This is a genomic window from Escherichia sp. E4930 (genome assembly GCF_005845405.1).
Lineage (GTDB): Bacteria > Pseudomonadota > Gammaproteobacteria > Enterobacterales > Enterobacteriaceae > Escherichia.
On sequence record NZ_VCDZ01000003.1, the window covers coordinates 152,161 to 172,774 of the forward strand.

Sequence of the window (20,614 nt, forward strand, 5' to 3'; positions counted from 1 at the left end):
AATCGGTAATGAATTATTTTACTCTGTGTAATAAATAAAGGGCGCTTAGACGCCCTGTACACGGCAAGGTTCTCCCCCCCTTGCCACGCGTGAGAACGTTAAAAGCACCCATACTCAGGAGCACTCTCAATTATGTTTAAGAATGCATTTGCTAACCTGCAAAAGGTCGGTAAATCGCTGATGCTGCCGGTATCCGTACTGCCTATCGCAGGTATTCTGCTTGGCGTCGGTTCCGCGAATTTCAGCTGGCTGCCCGCCGTTGTATCGCATGTTATGGCAGAAGCGGGCGGTTCCGTTTTTGCAAACATGCCACTGATTTTTGCAATTGGTGTCGCCCTCGGCTTTACCAATAACGATGGCGTATCCGCGCTGGCCGCAGTTGTTGCCTATGGCATCATGGTAAAAACCATGGCCGTGGTTGCGCCGCTGGTACTGCATTTACCTGCTGAAGAAATTGCCGCTAAACACCTGGCGGATACGGGCGTACTCGGGGGGATCATCTCCGGTGCGATCGCAGCGTACATGTTTAACCGTTTCTACCGTATTAAGCTGCCTGAGTATCTTGGCTTCTTTGCCGGTAAACGCTTTGTGCCGATCATTTCTGGCCTGGCTGCCATCTTTACTGGCGTTGTGCTGTCCTTTATTTGGCCGCCAATTGGTTCCGCCATTCAGACCTTCTCCCAGTGGGCTGCTTACCAGAACCCGGTAGTTGCGTTTGGCATTTACGGCTTCATCGAACGCTGCTTGGTACCGTTTGGTCTGCACCACATCTGGAACGTACCTTTCCAGATGCAGATTGGTGAATACACAAACGCCGCAGGTCAGGTATTCCACGGTGACATTCCGCGTTATATGGCGGGTGACCCGACCGCGGGTAAACTGTCTGGCGGCTTCCTGTTCAAAATGTACGGTCTGCCGGCTGCCGCGATTGCTATCTGGCACTCTGCTAAACCAGAAAACCGCGCTAAAGTGGGCGGTATCATGATTTCCGCGGCGTTGACCTCGTTCCTGACCGGTATTACCGAGCCAATCGAGTTCTCCTTCATGTTCGTTGCGCCGATCCTGTACATCATCCACGCGATTCTGGCAGGTCTGGCATTCCCGATCTGTATCCTGCTGGGTATGCGCGATGGTACATCGTTCTCGCACGGTCTGATCGACTTCATCGTTCTGTCTGGTAACAGCAGCAAGCTGTGGCTGTTCCCGATTGTCGGTATCGGTTATGCGATCGTTTACTACACCATCTTCCGCGTGCTGATTAAAGCTCTGGATCTGAAAACCCCGGGCCGTGAAGACGCAACTGAAGATGCGAAAGCTACCGGCACCAGCGAAATGGCACCGGCTCTGGTTGCTGCATTTGGTGGTAAAGAAAACATCACTAACCTTGACGCATGTATTACCCGTCTGCGTGTTAGCGTCGCTGATGTGTCCAAAGTGGATCAGGCTGGCCTGAAGAAACTGGGCGCAGCGGGCGTAGTGGTTGCTGGTTCCGGTGTTCAGGCGATTTTCGGTACGAAATCCGATAACCTGAAAACCGAAATGGATGAGTACATCCGCAACAACTAATCCGTAAGACGTTGGGGAGACTAAGGCAGCCGAATGGCTGCCTTTTTTACAGCCGCTAATCAGACCGGTCATCATTAAATTGCGTGTTGCGCCCGGGACGATAGTTCCTTTCACGTCGATATCGTAGGTTTTGTCGAGCAGATTATTTCCGGCAATGAGACGTTTTGGGGTATCTGATAACAGGCGAACAGCTCCACCTGCGAATAGCAATTTTGCCCGGCAGTGGAAGGAAACTGTCAAAGCAATGCTGGTGGTAGCAGGAAGGGCCTGGTAGCCGATATCCCTGTTATTATCTAAACCAAAGAGAAAAGGTGTTTTCGGCCCATTCATAGGCAAAAATGGGAATAATGGCGATGTATACGGCAGTAAAACGATTTTTTGCTTATAAATCGTGGCTTAAGGTTGAAAGAGCAGGTTTAACTCGACCATACTCTATACTCGCAGTGTAGCGCGGCGTAGCATGGCGCAACGCATGGCAATTTGAAAAAGGAAAATGTCGTGGCAGAAGAAACTATTTTCAGCAAAATTATTCGTCGTGAGATCCCCTCCGATATCGTCTACCAGGATGAGCTGGTAACGGCGTTTCGCGATATTTCGCCGCAAGCGCCAACGCATATTCTGATCATTCCAAATATCCTTATCCCTACCGTGAACGATGTGTCTGCCGAGCATGAGCAGGCGCTGGGGCGTATGATCACCGTAGCGGCAAAAATCGCCGAGCAAGAAGGCATTGCCGAAGACGGCTATCGTTTGATCATGAATACCAACCGTCATGGCGGACAAGAGGTCTATCACATTCATATGCACCTGCTGGGTGGCCGTCCGTTGGGACCAATGCTGGCGCATAAAGGCCTGTAACGATGAGAAAAGGGTGCTTTGGACTGGCGTCTCTGGCGTTGCTATTGCTGGTCGGTTGTCGTTCACATCCGGAAATCCCGGTGAATGATGAACAGTCACTGGTGATGGAGTCATCTTTGCTGGCAGCGGGCATTAGCGCAGAAAAGCCCGTTCTTTCAACGTCTGATATTCAGCCTTCAGCATCCTCGACGCTTTATAACGAAAGGCAAGAACCCGTTACCGTTCATTATCGTTTTTACTGGTATGACGCCAGGGGGCTTGAGATGCACCCTCTGGAAACGCCGCGCAGCGTCACCATTCCCGCACGTTCAGCGGTGACTCTGTACGGCAGCGCCAATTTTCTTGGAGCGCACAAAGTCAGACTTTATCTTTATTTGTAAGGGGTGAATCTTGATGACAAAAATGAGTCGCTACGCTTTAATCACCGCGCTGGCGATATTTCTTGCCGGGTGTGTGGGGCCACGTGAACCCGCACCGGTAGAAGAAGTAAAACCTGCGCCGGAGCAACCGGCTGAGCCGCAACAGCCAGTACCCACAGTGCCATCAGTGCCGACGATCCCGGAGCAGCCAGGGCCAATTGAGCACGAAGACCAAACCGCACCGCCTGCGCCGCATATTCGTCATTATGACTGGAATGGCGCAATGCAGCCGATGGTCGGTAAGATGCTTGGGGCCGATGGCGTGACCGCAGGCAGCGTCTTGCTGGTTGATAGCGTCAATAACCGCACCAATGGTTCTTTGAATACCGGGGAAGCGACAGAAACGCTGCGCAATGCACTGGCTAATAACGGTAAATTTACCCTCGTTTCCGCCCAGCAGCTTTCGATGGCCAAGCAGCAGTTAGGTTTGTCGCCGCAGGATAGCTTAGGCACCCGTAGTAAAGCCATTGGTATTGCTCGCAACGTGGGGGCTCATTACGTGCTGTACTCCAGCGCCTCTGGCAACGTTAACGCTCCGACCCTGCAAATGCAGTTGATGCTGGTGCAGACGGGCGAAATTATCTGGTCAGGTAAAGGTGCCGTTCAGCAACAATAATCCCATCACGCGCGACGAGTTATTGTCGCGCTATTTCCCGCAGTATCACCCCGTCGCGACGTTTAACAGTGGACTTAGCGGCGGGAGTTTTCTCATTGAACATCAGGATCAGCGTTTTGTTGTGCGTCAGACTCACGATCCTGATGCGCCGCAGTCCGTGTTTCTGCGCCAGTACCGGGCGTTATCACGATTACCGGCATACCTTGCACCAAAGCCACATCTCTATCTCCGTGGCTGGATGGTGGTCGACTACTTGCCCGGCGAGGTAAAAACGCAATTGCCGGATACCGACGAACTGGCAGGCTTGCTGTATTATCTGCATCAACAACCGCGTTTTGGCTGGCGAATAACCCTGCTGCCGTTACTGGAACGGTACTGGCAGCGAAGCGATCCGGCGCGGCGGACAGCGGGTTGGCTGCGACTATTAAAACGACTGCGCAAAATACGGGAACCACAGCCATTACGTTTAAGCCCGTTGCATATGGATGTTCATGCAGGGAACTTAGTCTATACCTCGTCAGGGCTAAAGCTCATCGACTGGGAGTATGCCGGTGATGGTGATATCGCTCTGGAACTGGCGGCGGTGTGGGTGGAAAATAGTGAGCAGCACCGGCAACTAGTTAATGACTATGCCGTGCGGGCGAATATTAATCCGGCGCATTTGTGGCATCAGGTCAGGCGCTGGTTTCCCTGGTTACTGATGCTGAAAGCAGGGTGGTTTGAGTACCGCTGGCAACAAACCAGCGATCAACAATTTATCAGGCTGGCCAATGACACCTGGCGGCAGCTATCAATAAAACAATAAGGAGAGCAGTGTGGGTCCAGTAATGTTGGATGTTGAAGGTTATGAACTGGACGCGGAAGAGCGCGAAATACTTGCGCATCCGCTGGTGGGAGGGCTGATTCTCTTTACACGTAACTATCATGATCCAGCACAGTTGCGCGAACTGGTACGCCAGATCCGCGCAGCTTCACGCAATCACCTGGTGGTGGCGGTGGATCAGGAAGGTGGACGTGTACAGCGTTTTCGTGACGGTTTTACCCGCTTACCGGCAGCACAATCATTCGCTGCGCTTTTAGGAATGGAAGAGGGGGGCAAACTGGCGCAAGAGGCAGGTTGGCTGATGGCCAGCGAAATGATCGCTATGGATATTGATATCAGCTTTGCACCAGTGCTGGACGTAGGACATATCAGCGCGGCGATTGGTGAACGTTCTTATCATGCCGACCCAGAAAAAGCCCTCGCAATCGCCAGTCGGTTTATTGATGGGATGCATGAAGCCGGAATGAAAACCACCGGTAAACATTTTCCTGGCCACGGTGCTGTAACTGCAGATTCACACAAAGAGACGCCGTGCGACCCACGCCCGCAAGCGGAAATTCGTGCCAAAGATATGTCGGTTTTCAGTACGTTAATTCGCGAAAATAAACTCGATGCCATTATGCCCGCGCATGTGATCTACAGCGATGTTGATCCGCGTCCGGCGAGCGGTTCTCCCCACTGGCTGAAAACTGTTTTACGTCAGGAGCTGGGGTTTGACGGCGTGATTTTCTCTGACGATTTATCGATGGAAGGTGCCGCGATTATGGGCAGTTATGCCGAGCGTGGACAGGCATCACTGGATGCAGGTTGCGATATGATCCTGGTCTGCAATAATCGTAAAGGGGCCGTCAGCGTGTTAGATAATCTGTCACCGATCAAGGCAGAACGTGTTACACGTTTGTATCATAAAGGTTCATTTTCGCGACAGGAACTGATGGACTCGGCTCGCTGGAAAGAGATCAGCGCCCGTCTGAATCAGTTACATGAACGCTGGCAGGAAGAGAAGGCAGGTCACTAACCCTGGCTTATGTGAGGAAGCGATGATTATCTATTTGCACGGTTTTGACTCTAACAGTCCGGGTAACCACGAGAAAGTCTTACAATTGCAGTTTATTGACCCGGATGTACGGCTAATAAGCTACAGTACGCGGCATCCGAAACATGATATGCAGCATTTGCTCAAAGAAGTGGACAAAATGCTGCAACTGAACGTCGACGAGCGCCCGCTCATTTGTGGTGTTGGTCTGGGCGGTTATTGGGCAGAGCGGATTGGTTTTCTCTGTGATATTCGCCAGGTGATCTTCAATCCCAATTTGTTCCCTTATGAGAACATGGAAGGGAAGATTGATCGCCCGGAAGAGTATGCCGATATTGCCACCAAGTGTGTGACCAACTTCCGTGAGAAGAATCGCGATCGTTGCCTGGTGATTTTGTCGCGTCACGATGAAGCGCTTAACAGTCAGCGGACATCTGAAGAGCTGCATCATTATTACGAGATTGTCTGGGACGAAGAGCAGACGCACAAATTCAAAAATATCTCTCCGCATTTGCAGCGCATTAAAGCATTCAAAACCCTCGGTTAATTGGCATCGTCGCATCAGGTAACCTTGTCGGTACCTGATGCGGCCCCGGATTCTGTAGGTCGGATAAGGCGTTCACGCCGCATCCGACACTGGCAATGTGCCTGATGCGACGCCGTTCGCGTCTTATCAGGCCTACCAAACGCCCTCCATATACGCATCACTCTCCTGAATTAGCTCGAATAATAAACAATAAACTCTGTTTTTTGATCTCAACAGGTAAAGTCGCCTATCTTTTCAGCAACAAAACTTGATTAACATCAATTTTGGTATGACCAATGCACCATTCATGTTATTCTCAATAGCGAAGAACATTTTCATTGCTGTAACCTGTTGTTAATTAAGAGCTATGTTAATAACCATTAGTTAACAATTGGTTAATAAATTTAAGGGGGTCACGTTGACTACGCCATTGAAAAAAATTGTGATTGTCGGCGGCGGTGCTGGTGGGCTGGAAATGGCAACACAGCTTGGAGATAAGCTGGGGCGCAAGAAAAAAGCCAAAATTACATTGGTCGATCGTAACCACAGTCACCTGTGGAAACCGTTGCTGCACGAAGTGGCGACCGGATCGCTCGATGAAGGCGTTGATGCGCTGAGCTATCTGGCCCATGCGCGTAATCATGGTTTCCAGTTTCAGCTGGGGTCTGTGGTTGATATCGATCGTGAAGCGAAAACAATCACCATTGCTGAACTGCGCGACGAAAAAGGTGAATTGTTAGTTCCAGAGCGGAAAATTGCTTACGACACGCTGGTGATGGCGCTGGGTAGCACCTCTAACGATTTCAACACGCCGGGCGTAAAAGAGAACTGCATTTTCCTTGATAACCCGCATCAGGCACGTCGTTTCCATCAGGAGATGCTGAATCTGTTCCTGAAGTTTTCTGCTAACCTGGGTGCCAATGGCAAAGTGAATATTGCGATTGTTGGCGGCGGCGCGACCGGCGTAGAGCTCTCTGCCGAATTGCACAATGCCGTGAAACAACTGCACAGTTACGGTTACAAAGGGCTGACCAACGAAGCCCTGAACGTTACTCTGGTGGAAGCGGGAGAGCGAATTTTGCCAGCGTTACCGCCGCGTATCTCTGCTGCGGCTCACAATGAGTTAACGAAACTGGGCGTTCGCGTGCTGACGCAAACTATGGTTACCAGTGCCGATGAAGGCGGTTTGCACACTAAAGATGGTGAATATATTCAGGCCGATCTGATGGTGTGGGCTGCCGGGATAAAAGCACCAGATTTCCTGAAAGATATTGGTGGTCTTGAAACCAACCGTATCAACCAACTGGTGGTGGAACCGACGCTGCAAACCACGCGCGATCCAGACATTTACGCTATTGGCGACTGTGCGTCATGCCCGCGTCCGGAAGGGGGCTTTGTACCGCCGCGCGCTCAGGCCGCACATCAGATGGCGACCTGCGCAATGAACAACATTCTGGCGCAGATGAACGGTAAACCGCTGAAAAATTATCAGTATAAGGATCACGGTTCGCTGGTATCGCTGTCCAACTTCTCCACCGTCGGTAGCCTGATGGGTAACCTGACGCGCGGTTCAATGATGATTGAAGGACGAATTGCGCGCTTTGTGTACATCTCGCTATACCGAATGCATCAGATTGCGCTGCATGGCTACTTTAAAACCGGATTAATGATGCTGGTGGGCAGTATCAACCGCGTTATCCGTCCGCGTTTGAAGTTGCATTAATCGGCGTACACTGGCGGATGTGGCGTAAACGCCTCATCCGCCCTGGACAAATGGTACGAGCGGTAGGCCTGATAAGACGCGTTAAGCGTCGCATCAGGCATTCCTTCAGACTCCTCCGAATCCTTAAGTATTTCCAGCTATTCCCACGCTTTTCATCTTCTGTCTGATAGCTGCTTTTCCCCTTCGCTTGCATGATTGTCATAACTGCAAAGAAGGAGGTGTTCCCGTGAATAAATCAATGTTGGCGGGTATCGGGATTGGTGTAGCGGCTGCGCTTGGCGTAGCGGCAGTGGCCAGTCTGAACGTGTTTGAACGTGGCCCGCAATACGCTCAGGTTGTCTCTGCAACCCCAATCAAGGAAACGGTTAAAACACCGCGTCAGGAGTGTCGCAATGTCACGGTGACCCATCGCCGACCGGTGCAGGATGAAAACCGCATTGCTGGTTCGGTCCTTGGGGCCGTCGCTGGCGGGGTGATAGGGCATCAGTTTGGCGGTGGTCGCGGTAAAGATGTCGCCACTGTTGTGGGGGCGCTGGGCGGTGGATATGCCGGTAACCAGATCCAGGGCTCTCTCCAGGAAAGCGATACTTACACTACCACGCAGCAGCGTTGTAAAACGGTGTATGACAAGTCAGAAAAAATGCTCGGTTATGATGTGACCTATAAGATTGGCGATCAGCAGGGCAAAATTCGGATGAACAGCGATCCGGGTACGCAAATCCCATTAGATAACAATGGGCAACTGGTTCTGAATAACAAAGTATAACAAGGCTGTACTCTGCAATTTAGCCCCTCATTCGCTCAGGCTGAGGGGCTTTTTTTTGCGTCTTACTTCACCAGTTCAGGCCATAAACGCAGCGTTGTCCGGGCAACCAGCATCAGTTTTTCCAGCGATGCGCCTTCACGGGCGCTTATCGACATCCCCTGAATAATACAATTAAGAAATTCCGCAAGATGCGTTACGTCACAGTGGGCGGGAATTTCCCCGCGTGCCTGGCGTTGACTTAAAAACTGCTGCAAGGTGCGTTCTTGCATTGCGTGACGTGATTTCACCGTATGAGCAATATCGCCCGAATCCGCTGAAAGCGTGGTGCAGTTGTTAATCATAAAGCAACCCGCGGGGGTGTCTTTGCTGGTAAAGCAGCTGGCGACGGCAGCGAAATAGTCCGCCAGTGCAGACTCCACGCTTTTTTCTTCACAAAACAACTGCGCTTCATGCTTAGCGGCAAAGCGATCGATATAACGGTCGAGTACGGCGCGAAATAACCCCTCTTTGTTGGTAAATTCCGCGTAGAGCGTTGGCGCTTTGGCTCCGGTCGCTTCAACGAGGTCCGCAAGGGAAGTCGCTTCATAACCGTGCTGCCAGAACAATTTCATGGCCTTATCAAGCGCGGCTTCCCTGTCGAACACTTTTGGGCGGCCACGGCTTTTTTTTACACAATGTGTTGAGTCTGTTGCCATGATGCCATTGTACCTGGTGGCTGTGAATGAATGGTTATTATAAAAATAATCACCTCCCTTCACCAGTCCAGAAAATAGAAAAATAAAAACTCTCTATTTAACTGAAATTTAAAGTTTTTTAATTTAATTAATGGTTGTTATAAAAAACCTCTTGTATGTGATCCAGATCACATCTATCATTTAGTTATCGATCGTTAAGTAATTTCTTGCGACGCCATTCACCTGCATAAGGCCACTATTATGAAAAACGTAAAAACCCTCATCGCTGCGGCGATTTTAAGTTCCATGTCATTTGCCAGCTTTGCTGCTGTCGAAGTTCAGGCGACACCAGAAGGCCAACAAAAAGTGGGTACAATTAGTGCTAACGCGGGGACAAATCTGGGATCGCTGGAAGAACAGCTGGCACAAAAAGCGGATGAGATGGGCGCAAAATCTTTCCGTATTACTTCAGTAACCGGTCCGAATACCCTCCACGGAACGGCAGTCATTTATAAATAAGCATTAACCCTCATTAATGCCCGCTATTGCTGCTTTTTTCCCCGCGACATACTGTGCCGCGGGGATTTTTTTATCCGGGAGTTACAGCGATTGTGGGCTCAGTTGATGGCGGCGCACATCTACCGGCATCCCGGAACGGACATCCATCACATGCTGCATCACTTCAGCGTCAGTTTGCGCTGCATCTTTAAATGATTGCATTGCACTATTCAGCGTTATCGGCAATAGCTGCGGATCATCATCAATCTTCTCTGATAGCGGCTGATGCACTTCAACCAGACGCGCACCGTTTGGTTCGGCAGAGACTTTAATCGGCGTGTTGATGATATTCACTTTGGTGCCTGGGGTGACCTGGCTAAAGAGTGTTTTGATATCGTCATCCCGCAGACGAATACAGCCAGAACTTACCCGCATGCCAATGCCGAAATCGGCGTTCGTACCATGAAGCAAATAAACGCCGCCATAGGCCGCCAGACGAATCGCATGATGGCCCATTGGGTTATCCGGTCCAGCCGGCACTACCGCAGGCAACTCAATTCTCTGTGCTTTATAACGGGCGCGGATGTTTGCCGTTGGCGTCCAGGTTGGGTTTGCACGTTTGTCTGAAACGGTGGTCACCATTGTCGGTGTCAGCGTGTCACCCCCCAACTGACCAATGCCGATGGGATACACGGTCACTGAATTTTTACCCGGTGGGTAGTAATAGAGACGCAGCTCCGCAATGTTGATCACAATGCCTTCGCGCGGCGCGTCTGGTAGTAGAGTTTGCAATGGGATCGTTAACACGCTACCCGCGCGTGGCACGTAAGGATCAACGCCGGGGTTAGCCTGTAACAGAGCGAGAAAGCCGACGTTATATTTTTTGGCGATCGCTTCCAGCGACCCACCGTCATTTTCCACTACATGAAATTTGTTTTCGCCAACCAGGCGACTGCCCGCTGGCGGCAGCGGCCAGGTGTTGGCTTTTGCCGGTAGCGTCAGCGCCACGGCTGCGGCGAACGTAAAAAACGTTAGCCAGCGAGAAAAACGCGTTTTGATCATCACCAAAAATCCATAATAAATATAAGGTTATTGTAATAAAAAGATAAGCCTGAATTATGGATGGTGACAGTGTCGGATAGTGCAGGGAAGTGCAAAGAATTTGTAAATGTTGCAGATGGGGGCGCAGAAACGCCCCCGATCTCACCATTAAGCGATCGCGTTCTCTTCCAGTTCACGCATAAACTGTCGAACCCATTCGATACGCGTTTTCCGCTCGCTCAAATCCTGAATAAACTTCAGGCGCGTCGGGCCATCAAGGCGATAATGCTGCGGCTGTTTTTGCAGCAAACCAATCAACCAGGCTGGATTAACGTGATTTTTCTCGGCAAATTCGATCACGCCGCCTTTCTCATTACCTTCCAGCTTCCTGATCCCCAGTTTCTGCGCTTGCTGGCGCAGACGGGCAATATCCAGCAGGGTACGCGCCGGATCCGGCAGCAGGCCGAAGCGATCGATAAGCTCGACTTTGATCTCTTCCAGTTCGTTTTCCGTTTTGGCGCTGGCAATACGTTTGTAGAACGACAGACGCGTGTTCACGTCAGGGATGAAATCATCTGGCAATAGCGACGGCATCCGCAGCTCGACTTCTGTTTGCTGGCTGGTGAGATCTTCCAGCGACGGCTCGCGTCCGGCTTTCAGTGCATCGACGGCGTTTTCCAGCAACTCCATATACAGCGAGAAACCGATGGTTTCCATCGAGCCGCTCTGTTCTTCGCCAAGCAATTCACCCGCGCCGCGGATCTCCAGATCGTGCGTTGCCAGCGCAAAGCCTGCCCCGAGATCTTCCAGCGAGGCAATCGCTTCAAGACGTTTTTGCGCATCGGTAGTCATCGCTTTCGGATGCGGCGTCAGCAGCCATGCATATGCCTGATGATGCGAACGTCCGACGCGACCGCGCAACTGGTGCAGCTGCGCCAGACCGAAGTGATCCGCGCGTTCAATGATAATGGTGTTGGCAGTCGGGATGTCGATTCCGGTTTCGATAATGGTGGTACAAACCAGCACGTTGAAACGTTGATGATGGAAATCATTCATCACCCGTTCCAGCTCGCGCTCGCGCATCTGCCCGTGACCGATAGCAATCCGCGCTTCTGGCACCAGTTCCGCCAGCCGTTCGGCGGCTTTCTGGATGTTTTCCACATCGTTGTAGAGATAATAAACCTGACCGCCGCGCAGAACTTCACGCAGTATCGCCTCCCGGACCACCAGACTGTCATACTCGCGGACAAACGTTTTGACCGCCAGACGACGGGCGGGCGGCGTGGCGATAATCGACAGGTCACGCATTCCGCTCATCGCCATATTCAGCGTACGTGGGATCGGCGTAGCGGTAAGCGTCAGAATATCCACGTTCGCACGCATCGCTTTAATGCGCTCTTTATGACGCACCCCGAAGCGGTGTTCTTCATCGACAATCAGCAGGCCTAAATCTTTAAACTTGACGTCATTTTGCAGCAGTTTGTGCGTACCGATCAGAATATCGATTTTCCCTTCCGCTACTTCCGCAAGGATTTGCGTCTGCTCTTTAGCGCTGCGGAAACGGGAGATCATTTCGATACGTACCGGCCAGTTGGCGAAACGGTCGCGGAAGTTGTCGTAATGCTGTTGCGCGAGAAGGGTGGTAGGCACCAGCACCGCTACCTGCTTGTGGTTATCTACTGCCAGGAAAGCGGCGCGCATCGCCACTTCTGTTTTCCCAAAGCCAACATCGCCGCACACCAGACGATCCATTGCCAGCGGCTGACACATGTCGCTAAGCACCGCATTAATGGCCTGCGCCTGATCCTGCGTGGTTTCAAACGGGAAGCTGTCGCAGAACAACTGATACTGCTCGCGATCGTGTTTAAACGCGAAGCCCTCTTTGGCGGCGCGTTGCGCGTAGATATCCAGCAATTCCGCCGCCACATCACGCACTTTTTCCGCCGCTTTCTGCCGCGCGCGTGACCACGCATCGCCGCCAAGTTTATGCAACGGGGCGTTTTCTTCCGCGCCACCTGCGTAACGGCTAATCAGATGCAGTGACGACACCGGAACATACAGTTTGGCGTCGTTGGCATAGGTGAGCATCAAATACTCGCCAGTAATGCCACCTGCTTCCAGCGTGGTCATTCCTGCATAGCGCCCGACGCCGTGCTCCAGATGGACCACCGGCTGACCAATGTGCAGCTCCGCGAGGTTACGGATCAGTGTATCGGGGTTGATGGTGCGGCGAGAATCCTGGCGACGGCGGGCAACACGTTCACCGAGCAGATCGCTTTCGCAGATCAGCGCCAGATTACGCACCGTATCGACAAAACCATGTTCGGCAGCGCCAATCATCAAATAACGCCCACGGTCGCTGGCTTCATCAAGACGCATAATGCGTTGCGGGGCAATTTTAATTCGCGCGAGCAGTTCACCCAGCGCTTCACGGCGACCTTCACTTTCTACCGAGAACACCACCGGACCATCGAAAGACTCGAGGAACTTACGCAGCGCATCCAGCGGCGCTTTTTGTTGCGCCTGAACGGCCAGGTCTGGCAGCTTCTCGAAGCCTAAATTGGCATTCGCTGCTTTTGTCGGTAAATGTTCAGTTTTTAGCTGCACCCGGGGCCAGTTTTTCAGCTCTGAGAAGAGCTCGTCCACCCGCAGCCAGAGCGATTGTGGTGGCAAAAGTGGGCGCATCGGATCGACGCCGCGATTCTCAAAACGCGCCAGCGTGTCAGCCTGGAAACGTTCGGCACTGTTTTCCAGATCGCCAGTATTCACCAGCAGCGTATTGGCAGGGAAATAACTGAACAGCGGCGGCAGCGGTTCGCTGAAGAACAGTGGCTGCCAGTACTCGATCCCGGCAGGCAATGTGCCTTTACTCACTTGCTGGTAAATATGTTCCGGATCGCGCTTCACTTCGAAGGTATCGCGCCACTGGCTGCGGAACAGTTCAATCGCCGCTTTATCGGTCGGGAATTCGTGTGCGGGCAGCAGGTTGATCGCTTCTACTTCCTCCAGCGTGCGCTGGCTGTCGACGTCAAACACCCGCAGGCTGTCGATTTCATCATCAAAGAAATCAAGACGATAAGGCAGTTCGCTGCCCATCGGGAAGAGATCCAACAACGCGCCGCGCGTGGCGTATTCGCCGTGCTCCATTACCTGGTCAACATGGCGATAACCGGCGCTGTCCAGTTGGGTTCGCAATGCATCTCGTGACAGGCGCTGACCTTTTTTCATTACCAGTGCATGACCGTGGAGAAAACTGTGCGGGCAAACGCGCTGCATAAGCGTATTCACCGGAACAATCAGTACGCCACGCTGCATCGTCGGTAGCTGGTAAAGGGTGGAAAGGCGCGAGGAGATAATGTCCTGATGAGGCGAAAAACTGTCGTAAGGGAGGGTTTCCCAGTCCGCCAGATTCATCACCATCTGATCGGTGAACTGGCTGATTTCATCATGCAAACGCAGAGCATTTTGCATATCTGGTGCAATGAGTACCACCGGACCGGCGTGACGTTCGGCAATTTCCGCCACCAGCGTCGCGCAGGCAGCGCCAGTTAACTCGCCCAGCAGACGCTGCTCACCCGCTTTGACGGGCAGCGTATAACGATATTGTTCAGGCATAACGGTTGTCAGAGTCTCGTTAGGATATGCCCCAACATATGGGGGCATATCTCTGATAAGCAATGCTGTTCATTATCCGTAATCGACATGGTTTAGCAAATTGAATCGCCCCGGCTGGGGCGATGGCTTAACGAGAGTAACTGGTGGCAGGCAGAGAAGGCGGGGAGAACAACAGGTCGCTGAATGCGCGTTGTGAAAATTTTCGCACCAGTAATCCAGCAACAGTACAAATCAACAAACTGACAAAGGGATAAACCAGCAGAAGCGTCAGTTCGAATTGCGGCGACCAGCGGGCTGCATTCATTTGCGGAATCAGACTTAAGCTGAATATCTCTACCAGAATGCGATGGGTGGTGTAGATGGCAATGGTGTTAGAACCAATCACATTCAGCAGGCTGGAGGAACGCATACCGAAACGCTGCTCGTACTGATAAAACAGTTTCATGATCACCACAATCGATACCAGCGACAACAGCAGCGAGATATTAAACAACCAGGCAGCAACCGCCAGAACAGCCAGCAAAGAAGCCATCAGCAGATGGCGGCGCAACGGCACCTCTTTAACACAGGTCATTAATGTTGCGCCAAACCATGCACCAAGGCTGTAATAAGGCAAATTGCGGATCACACTGTTCATTCCCCACCACGGCGTGGGAACGAAATTAACCGCCACACTCATCAGCACAAACAGAATGAATAACGGCAGTGCCAGGCGGTTAAAAATTTTACATATCACGAAATAGACAATTAACGCATACAGATACCACAAGCTGGTGCTGGCGGTGAGCATCCCGTGCAGGAACTCGCCAGTGGAATCGGCATAAGCAGCATTGGAGGCATTGCTTAAATCGCGCTCAGGCGCCAGCCACTGGTTCAGTGCACTTAACGCCAGCCACTGCACCACGCCCCAAAGCGCCAGCACCCAGAAGATGTTCCAGATGCGTTTATCGAGACAATTTCCCCAGGGTACGCTGTCGATATAGCGGCGAATCAAATAGCCGGAAATAAAGAAAAAAACCGGCATACGAAAGGGGGCAAGGTAAAGATTGAAATAGATCCAGCATTTGCTCAGGACTTCCGATAACGGATGCTGGAAAGTGGTCAGATGCGGATAAAAGGTAATGACCGAGTGATAAATCACCACCAGACAAATACATAACCCTTTGATCTGGTTAATCCATAGCTCTTTTTGTTTCATCAGGACAACACGCTCTTTTTATTTAACATGCTGTTGATCCTGCGGGGCCAGTCTCGTGGTGTAATGCGTATCTGTCTGTATTTGGTTATTTTTCAGATAAAGATCAGGCCACAAGGACGATGATAAAATGAGGCCCTTTAGCCGATTGATTTGCTGGCACTTTTCAGATTAGCCCTGACGATCACTTACAGTTCAGACGTTTACCCATCCCGCTTTCGCTTATATACTCGTGTCTTTGCTAACAGCAACCAGACGGATTTCATGTACCAACCTGTCGCTCTATTTATTGGCCTGCGTTACATGCGTGGGCGTGCAGCGGATCGCTTCGGTCGTTTCGTCTCCTGGCTTTCTACCATCGGCATTACCCTCGGGGTGATGGCGCTGGTCACAGTATTGTCAGTGATGAACGGCTTTGAGCGCGAGCTGCAAAACAACATCCTTGGCCTGATGCCACAGGCAATTCTCTCTTCTGAGCATGGCTCTCTTAACCCGCAGCAACTCCCGGAAACGGCAGTCAAACTGGACGGCGTTAATCTCGTCGCACCTATTACTACCGGTGATGTGGTACTGCAAAGCGCGCGCAGCGTGGCGGTCGGGGTGATGCTGGGTATCGACCCGGCGCAAAAAGATCCACTAACGCCGTATCTGGTCAATGTGAAACAAACTGACCTCGAGCCGGGGAAATATAATGTCATCCTCGGTGAACAGCTGGCCTCACAGTTGGGCGTCAATCGCGGTGATCAAATCCGCGTGATGGTGCCATCTGCCAGCCAGTTCACGCCAATGGGGCGTATTCCAAGCCAGCGCCTGTTCAATGTGATTGGCACTTTCGCCGCCAACAGTGAAGTCGATGGCTATGAAATGCTGGTGAATATTGAGGATGCTTCGCGTCTTATGCGCTATCCGGCAGGCAATATTACCGGCTGGCGTTTGTGGCTGGATGAGCCGCTGAAAGTCGACTCATTAAGCCAGCAAAAACTGCCTGAAGGCAGCAAATGGCAGGACTGGCGTGACCGTAAAGGCGAGCTTTTCCAGGCCGTACGCATGGAAAAAAATATGATGGGCTTGCTGCTGAGCCTGATTGTCGCCGTTGCGGCGTTTAACATTATTACCTCGCTGGGGCTAATGGTGATGGAGAAGCAGGGCGAAGTAGCGATCCTGCAAACGCAAGGCTTAACTCCGCGACAAATCATGATGGTCTTTATGGTGCAAGGGGCCAGCGCCGGGATTATCGGTGCAATCCTCGGAGCAGCGCTTGGCGCACTGCTTGCCAGCCAGTTGAATAATCTGATGCCGATAATCGGCGTCCTGCTTGATGGCGCGGCGCTGCCGGTGGCTATCGAACCTTTACAGGTCATTGTTATTGCGCTGGTGGCGATGGCTATCGCGCTGTTGTCTACGCTTTACCCTTCCTGGCGCGCTGCCGCCACTCAACCCGCTGAGGCTTTACGTTATGAATAAGATCCTGTTGCAATGCGACAACCTGTGCAAACGCTATCAGGAAGGCAGTGTGCAAACCGATGTGCTGCACAATGTCAGTTTCAGCGTGGGCGAAGGTGAAATGATGGCGATTGTCGGTAGCTCTGGTTCTGGTAAAAGTACCTTGCTGCACCTGTTAGGCGGGTTGGATACGCCAACTTCCGGCGATGTGATTTTTAACGGTCAGCCGATGAGCAAACTGTCTTCGGCGGCGAAAGCAGAGCTGCGCAACCAGAAGCTGGGTTTTATTTATCAGTTTCACCACCTGCTGCCGGATTTTACTGCCCTGGAAAACGTGGCTATGCCGCTGCTGATTGGCAAGAAAAAGCCCGCTGAAATCAACAGCCGCGCGTTGGAAATGTTAAAAGCGGTGGGGCTGGAGCATCGTGCGAATCACCGCCCGTCAGAACTTTCTGGCGGTGAACGCCAGCGTGTGGCGATTGCCCGTGCGCTGGTCAATAACCCGCGTCTGGTATTGGCGGATGAACCTACCGGTAACCTTGACGCGCGTAACGCAGACAGCATCTTCCAGTTGCTTGGGGAGTTGAATCGCTTGCAGGGCACCGCTTTCCTGGTGGTCACTCACGACCTGCAACTGGCGAAACGTATGAGCCGCCAACTGGAGATGCGTGATGGTCGTCTGACGGCGGAACTAAGCCTGATGGGGGCGGAGTAATGGCGATGCCTTTATCGTTATTAATTGGCCTGCGTTTTAGTCGCGGACGGCGGCGTGGCGGCATGGTGTCGCTGATCTCCGTCATTTCTACCATTGGCATTGCCCTTGGCGTGGCGGTATTGATCGTCGGCTTAAGCGCGATGAACGGCTTTGAACGCGAACTGAACAACCGTATTCTGGCGGTGGTGCCGCATGGTGAAATTGAGGCGGTAGATCAGCCGTGGACTAACTGGCAGGAAGCACTGGATAACGTGCAGAAAGTGCCGGGTATTGCCGCCGCTGCGCCGTATATCAATTTCACCGGGCTGGTGGAGAGCGGCGCGAATCTGCGCGCTTTACAGGTTAAAGGCGTTGATCCGCAACAGGAACAGCGTCTGAGCGCGCTGCCATCATTTGTCCAGGGCGATGCCTGGAACAATTTTAAAGCGGGCGAACAGCAGATTATCATCGGCAAAGGGGTGGCGGATGCGCTGAAAGTGAAGCCGGGGGATTGGGTGTCGATCATGATCCCAAACTCGAATCCCGAGCATAAGCTGATGCAGCCGAAACGTGTGCGTTTGCACGTTGCGGGTATTTTGCAGTTGAGTGGCCAACTCGATCACAGTTTTGCCATGATCCCGCTGGCGGATGCCCAACAATATCTTGATATGGGTTCCAGTGTGTCAGGCATTGCCCTTAAAATGACGGATGTTTTTAACGCTAACAAACTGGTACGTGACGCGGGTGAAGTAACCAACAGCTACGTTTATATCAAGAGCTGGATTGGTACTTACGGCTATATGTATCGCGATATCCAGATGATCCGCGCCATTATGTATCTGGCGATGGTACTGGTGATTGGCGTGGCCTGTTTTAACATCGTCTCCACGCTGGTGATGGCGGTGAAAGACAAGAGTGGCGATATCGCAGTATTAAGAACACTGGGGGCGAAAGATGGTTTAATTCGCGCCATCTTTGTCTGGTATGGATTGCTGGCAGGGCTGTTCGGCAGCCTGTGTGGGGTGATTATCGGCGTAGTGGTTTCACTGCAACTTACCCCGATTATTGAGTGGATTGAAAAGCTGATCGGTCATCAGTTCCTCTCCAGCGATATCTATTTTATTGACTTCCTGCCATCGGAATTGCACTGGCTGGACGTCTTCTACGTACTGGTCACAGCATTGTTGCTGAGTCTTTTGGCAAGTTGGTATCCGGCGCGACGCGCCAGTAATATTGACCCTGCGCGAGTCCTTAGCGGCCAGTAAAGGCAGTACATTAAAACAAGGAGCGGCAATGTATTACGGGTTTGATATTGGTGGAACGAAAATTGCGCTAGGCGTGTTTGATAGCGGTCGGCAGTTGCAGTGGGAAAAGCGGGTGCCGACACCGCGTGACAGCTATGACGCATTTTTAGATGCAGTATGCGAACTGGTGGCCGAAGCCGATCAGCGCTTTGGCTGTAAAGGTTCTGTCGGCATCGGTATTCCGGGAATGCCGAAAACAGAAGATGGCACGCTGTATGCCGCCAATGTCCCCGCCGCAAGTGGTAAACCGCTGCGTGCCGATCTGAGCGCACGCCTTGAACGTGATGTGCGCCTTAATAACGACGCCAACTGCTTTGCCCTTTCTGAAGCCTGGGACGATGAATTTACCCAATATCCGTTGGTGATGGGACTGATCCTGGGGACTGGCGTTGGCGGTGGACTGGTATTCAACGGTAAACCGGTAACGGGTAAAAGCTATATTACTGGTGAATTTGGGCATATGCGCCTTCCCGTCGATGCGTTAACCATGATGGGGCTGGATTTCCCGTTACGTCGCTGCGGCTGTGGTCAGCATGGCTGCATTGAAAATTATCTGTCTGGTCGCGGTTTTGCGTGGCTGTATCAACACTATTATCATCAACCGTTGCAGGCTCCCGAAATTATTGCGCTTTATGATCAAGGCGATGAGCAGGCAAGGGCGCACGTTGAGCGTTATCTGGATTTATTAGCGGTTTGTCTGGGAAATATCCTGACCATTGTTGACCCTGATTTGCTGGTCATTGGCGGTGGCTTATCGAATTTCCCGGCAATCACAACGCAACTGGCGGACAGGCTGCCTCGTCATCTCTTACCTGTAGCTCGTGTTCCGCGCATTGAACGTGCGCGTCATGGGGATGCAGGAGGAATGCGTGGTGCGGCCTTCCTACATCTAACCGATTAATCAACAGAGGTTGCTATGTTGTCGCGTCGGGGTCATCGGTTAAGTCGTTTTCGTAAAAATAAACGCCGCCTGCACGAGCGTTTGCGTCAGCGTATTTTTTTCAGAGATAAAGTGGTGCCGGAAGCAATGGAAAAACCAAGAGTACTCGTACTGACAGGGGCAGGGATTTCTGCGGAATCAGGTATTCGTACCTTTCGCGCAGCAGATGGCCTGTGGGAAGAACATCGGGTTGAAGATGTGGCTACACCGGAAGGTTTTGATCGCGATCCTGAACTGGTGCAAGCGTTTTATAACGCCCGTCGCCGTCAACTACAGCAGCCAGAAATTCAGCCTAACGCTGCGCATCTTGCTCTGGCTAAACTGCAAGACGCCCTCGGCGATCGCTTTTTGCTGGTGACGCAGAATATCGATAATCTGCATGAACGCGCAGGTAATACCAATGTGATTCATATGCATGGGGAATTGCTGAAAGTACGTTGTTCGCAAAGCGGTCAGGTTCTCGACTGGACCGGAGACGTCACGCCAGAAGACAAATGTCATTGCTGCCAGTTCCCGGCACCCTTGCGACCGCACGTAGTTTGGTTTGGCGAAATGCCACTCGGCATGGATGAAATTTATATGGCGTTGTCGATGGCCGACATTTTCATTGCTATTGGTACTTCCGGGCATGTTTATCCGGCGGCTGGGTTTGTTCACGAAGCGAAGCTGCATGGCGCGCACACCGTGGAACTCAATCTTGAACCCAGTCAGGTTGGTAATGAATTTGCCGAGAAATATTACGGCCCGGCAAGCCAGGTGGTGCCAGAATTTGTTGAAAAGTTGCTGAAGGGCTTATAAAGCAGGAAGCATTGCCTGATGCGCTACGCTTATCAGGCCTACAAGGGGACGCAATTAATTGAATTTGCGGGTTTTGTGG

Annotated in this window: 19 protein-coding genes; 15 read left to right on the forward strand and 4 right to left on the reverse strand. The window is 51.9% G+C overall.

Annotated elements, in window-relative coordinates; genetic code table 11:
• Positions 1-132: 132 nt before the first annotated feature.
• The 9 genes from ptsG (at position 133) to FFT88_RS03985 (ending at position 8,333) form a co-directional block, all read left to right on the forward strand.
• Positions 133-1,566: a PTS glucose transporter subunit IIBC gene (gene ptsG / locus FFT88_RS03945; protein ID WP_000475698.1), complete on the forward strand. Its 1,434-nt coding sequence runs from the start codon at positions 133-135 to the stop codon at positions 1,564-1,566.
• 498 nt (positions 1,567-2,064) lie between these two features.
• Entirely contained in the window at positions 2,065-2,424 is a 360-nt protein-coding gene (gene hinT, locus FFT88_RS03950) for a purine nucleoside phosphoramidase (RefSeq protein WP_054445830.1), read from the forward strand.
• Between the two features lie 2 nt (positions 2,425-2,426).
• The gene (locus FFT88_RS03955; protein ID WP_130205557.1) at positions 2,427-2,804 is read left to right on the forward strand and encodes a YcfL family protein; all 378 of its coding nucleotides are present in this window, start codon (positions 2,427-2,429) and stop codon (positions 2,802-2,804) included.
• A 13-nt stretch (positions 2,805-2,817) separates the two neighbouring features.
• On the forward strand, positions 2,818-3,459 hold the full coding sequence (gene lpoB / locus FFT88_RS03960; protein WP_135404193.1) for a penicillin-binding protein activator LpoB: 642 nt from the start codon (positions 2,818-2,820) through the stop codon (positions 3,457-3,459).
• Positions 3,440-4,264: a thiamine kinase gene (gene thiK, locus FFT88_RS03965; protein WP_135404194.1), complete on the forward strand. Its 825-nt coding sequence runs from the start codon at positions 3,440-3,442 to the stop codon at positions 4,262-4,264. Before lpoB ends, thiK begins: the two co-directional genes overlap by 20 nt.
• Positions 4,265-4,274: 10 nt before the next feature.
• On the forward strand, positions 4,275-5,300 hold the full coding sequence (nagZ, locus tag FFT88_RS03970; protein WP_130222875.1) for a beta-N-acetylhexosaminidase: 1,026 nt from the start codon (positions 4,275-4,277) through the stop codon (positions 5,298-5,300).
• A 22-nt stretch (positions 5,301-5,322) separates the two neighbouring features.
• The gene (ycfP, locus tag FFT88_RS03975) at positions 5,323-5,865 is read left to right on the forward strand and encodes an alpha/beta hydrolase YcfP (protein WP_075331716.1); all 543 of its coding nucleotides are present in this window, start codon (positions 5,323-5,325) and stop codon (positions 5,863-5,865) included.
• Between the two features lie 397 nt (positions 5,866-6,262).
• Positions 6,263-7,567 (forward strand): NADH-quinone dehydrogenase, encoded by a 1,305-nt coding sequence (ndh, locus tag FFT88_RS03980; protein WP_064528597.1) that lies wholly within the window; start codon positions 6,263-6,265, stop codon positions 7,565-7,567.
• A 226-nt stretch (positions 7,568-7,793) separates the two neighbouring features.
• Positions 7,794-8,333 (forward strand): glycine zipper 2TM domain-containing protein, encoded by a 540-nt coding sequence (locus FFT88_RS03985; RefSeq protein ID WP_064528599.1) that lies wholly within the window; start codon positions 7,794-7,796, stop codon positions 8,331-8,333.
• Positions 8,334-8,395: 62 nt separating this feature from the next.
• Here FFT88_RS03985 and comR read toward each other — a convergent pair whose 3' ends face one another.
• Positions 8,396-9,028, reverse strand: a complete 633-nt coding sequence (comR, locus tag FFT88_RS03990) for a TetR family copper-responsive transcriptional repressor ComR (RefSeq protein ID WP_135404195.1) — start codon at positions 9,026-9,028, stop codon at positions 8,396-8,398.
• A gap of 240 nt (positions 9,029-9,268) precedes the next feature.
• Here comR and bhsA point away from each other — a divergent pair, with 240 nt between their 5' ends.
• On the forward strand, positions 9,269-9,526 hold the full coding sequence (gene bhsA, locus FFT88_RS03995) for a multiple stress resistance protein BhsA (protein ID WP_000800147.1): 258 nt from the start codon (positions 9,269-9,271) through the stop codon (positions 9,524-9,526).
• A gap of 81 nt (positions 9,527-9,607) precedes the next feature.
• On the opposite strand, the gene ldtC is transcribed toward bhsA, so the two are convergent.
• The 3 genes from ldtC to FFT88_RS04010 all read right to left on the reverse strand — a co-directional run bounded on the left by ldtC (position 9,608) and on the right by FFT88_RS04010 (position 15,359).
• Entirely contained in the window at positions 9,608-10,570 is a 963-nt protein-coding gene (gene ldtC, locus FFT88_RS04000; protein ID WP_167851601.1) for a L,D-transpeptidase LdtC, read from the reverse strand.
• A 144-nt stretch (positions 10,571-10,714) separates the two neighbouring features.
• Positions 10,715-14,161 (reverse strand): transcription-repair coupling factor, encoded by a 3,447-nt coding sequence (gene mfd, locus FFT88_RS04005; protein ID WP_135404196.1) that lies wholly within the window; start codon positions 14,159-14,161, stop codon positions 10,715-10,717.
• Positions 14,162-14,288: 127 nt separating this feature from the next.
• Positions 14,289-15,359: an acyltransferase family protein gene (locus FFT88_RS04010; protein WP_135404197.1), complete on the reverse strand. Its 1,071-nt coding sequence runs from the start codon at positions 15,357-15,359 to the stop codon at positions 14,289-14,291.
• 261 nt (positions 15,360-15,620) lie between these two features.
• Here FFT88_RS04010 and lolC point away from each other — a divergent pair, with 261 nt between their 5' ends.
• From lolC to cobB, 5 genes are read left to right on the forward strand one after another with little or no spacing between them, the layout of a single operon-like run.
• The gene (gene lolC / locus FFT88_RS04015; protein WP_135404198.1) at positions 15,621-16,820 is read left to right on the forward strand and encodes a lipoprotein-releasing ABC transporter permease subunit LolC; all 1,200 of its coding nucleotides are present in this window, start codon (positions 15,621-15,623) and stop codon (positions 16,818-16,820) included.
• Positions 16,813-17,514, forward strand: coding sequence for a lipoprotein-releasing ABC transporter ATP-binding protein LolD (gene lolD / locus FFT88_RS04020; protein ID WP_001033695.1), 702 nt, complete (start codon positions 16,813-16,815; stop codon positions 17,512-17,514). The genes lolC and lolD overlap by 8 nt, the downstream gene beginning before the upstream one ends.
• Positions 17,514-18,758 (forward strand): lipoprotein-releasing ABC transporter permease subunit LolE, encoded by a 1,245-nt coding sequence (lolE, locus tag FFT88_RS04025; protein ID WP_135404199.1) that lies wholly within the window; start codon positions 17,514-17,516, stop codon positions 18,756-18,758. The genes lolD and lolE overlap by 1 nt, the downstream gene beginning before the upstream one ends.
• 28 nt (positions 18,759-18,786) lie before the next feature.
• Positions 18,787-19,698, forward strand: coding sequence for an N-acetylglucosamine kinase (nagK, locus tag FFT88_RS04030; RefSeq protein WP_135404200.1), 912 nt, complete (start codon positions 18,787-18,789; stop codon positions 19,696-19,698).
• A 15-nt stretch (positions 19,699-19,713) separates the two neighbouring features.
• Positions 19,714-20,535, forward strand: a complete 822-nt coding sequence (gene cobB / locus FFT88_RS04035; RefSeq protein ID WP_096938882.1) for a Sir2 family NAD+-dependent deacetylase — start codon at positions 19,714-19,716, stop codon at positions 20,533-20,535.
• The last annotated feature ends 79 nt before the right edge of the window (positions 20,536-20,614 follow it).

Excerpts from the sequence above, each read along its gene's own strand:
- FFT88_RS03955 (WP_130205557.1), top strand. The coding sequence starts at position 2,427 with ATGAGAAAAGGGTGCTTTGGACTGGCGTCTCTGGCGTTGCTATTGCTG.
- lolE (WP_135404199.1), top strand. The coding sequence starts at position 17,514 with ATGGCGATGCCTTTATCGTTATTAATTGGCCTGCGTTTTAGTCGCGGA.
- lolD (WP_001033695.1), top strand. The coding sequence starts at position 16,813 with ATGAATAAGATCCTGTTGCAATGCGACAACCTGTGCAAACGCTATCAG.
- mfd (WP_135404196.1), bottom strand. The coding sequence starts at position 14,161 with ATGCCTGAACAATATCGTTATACGCTGCCCGTCAAAGCGGGTGAGCAG.
- lolC (WP_135404198.1), top strand. The coding sequence starts at position 15,621 with ATGTACCAACCTGTCGCTCTATTTATTGGCCTGCGTTACATGCGTGGG.
- nagK (WP_135404200.1), top strand. The coding sequence starts at position 18,787 with ATGTATTACGGGTTTGATATTGGTGGAACGAAAATTGCGCTAGGCGTG.
- lpoB (WP_135404193.1), top strand. The coding sequence starts at position 2,818 with ATGACAAAAATGAGTCGCTACGCTTTAATCACCGCGCTGGCGATATTT.
- bhsA (WP_000800147.1), top strand. The coding sequence starts at position 9,269 with ATGAAAAACGTAAAAACCCTCATCGCTGCGGCGATTTTAAGTTCCATG.
- FFT88_RS04010 (WP_135404197.1), bottom strand. The coding sequence starts at position 15,359 with ATGAAACAAAAAGAGCTATGGATTAACCAGATCAAAGGGTTATGTATT.
- comR (WP_135404195.1), bottom strand. The coding sequence starts at position 9,028 with ATGGCAACAGACTCAACACATTGTGTAAAAAAAAGCCGTGGCCGCCCA.
- ptsG (WP_000475698.1), top strand. The coding sequence starts at position 133 with ATGTTTAAGAATGCATTTGCTAACCTGCAAAAGGTCGGTAAATCGCTG.
- ycfP (WP_075331716.1), top strand. The coding sequence starts at position 5,323 with ATGATTATCTATTTGCACGGTTTTGACTCTAACAGTCCGGGTAACCAC.
- cobB (WP_096938882.1), top strand. The coding sequence starts at position 19,714 with ATGTTGTCGCGTCGGGGTCATCGGTTAAGTCGTTTTCGTAAAAATAAA.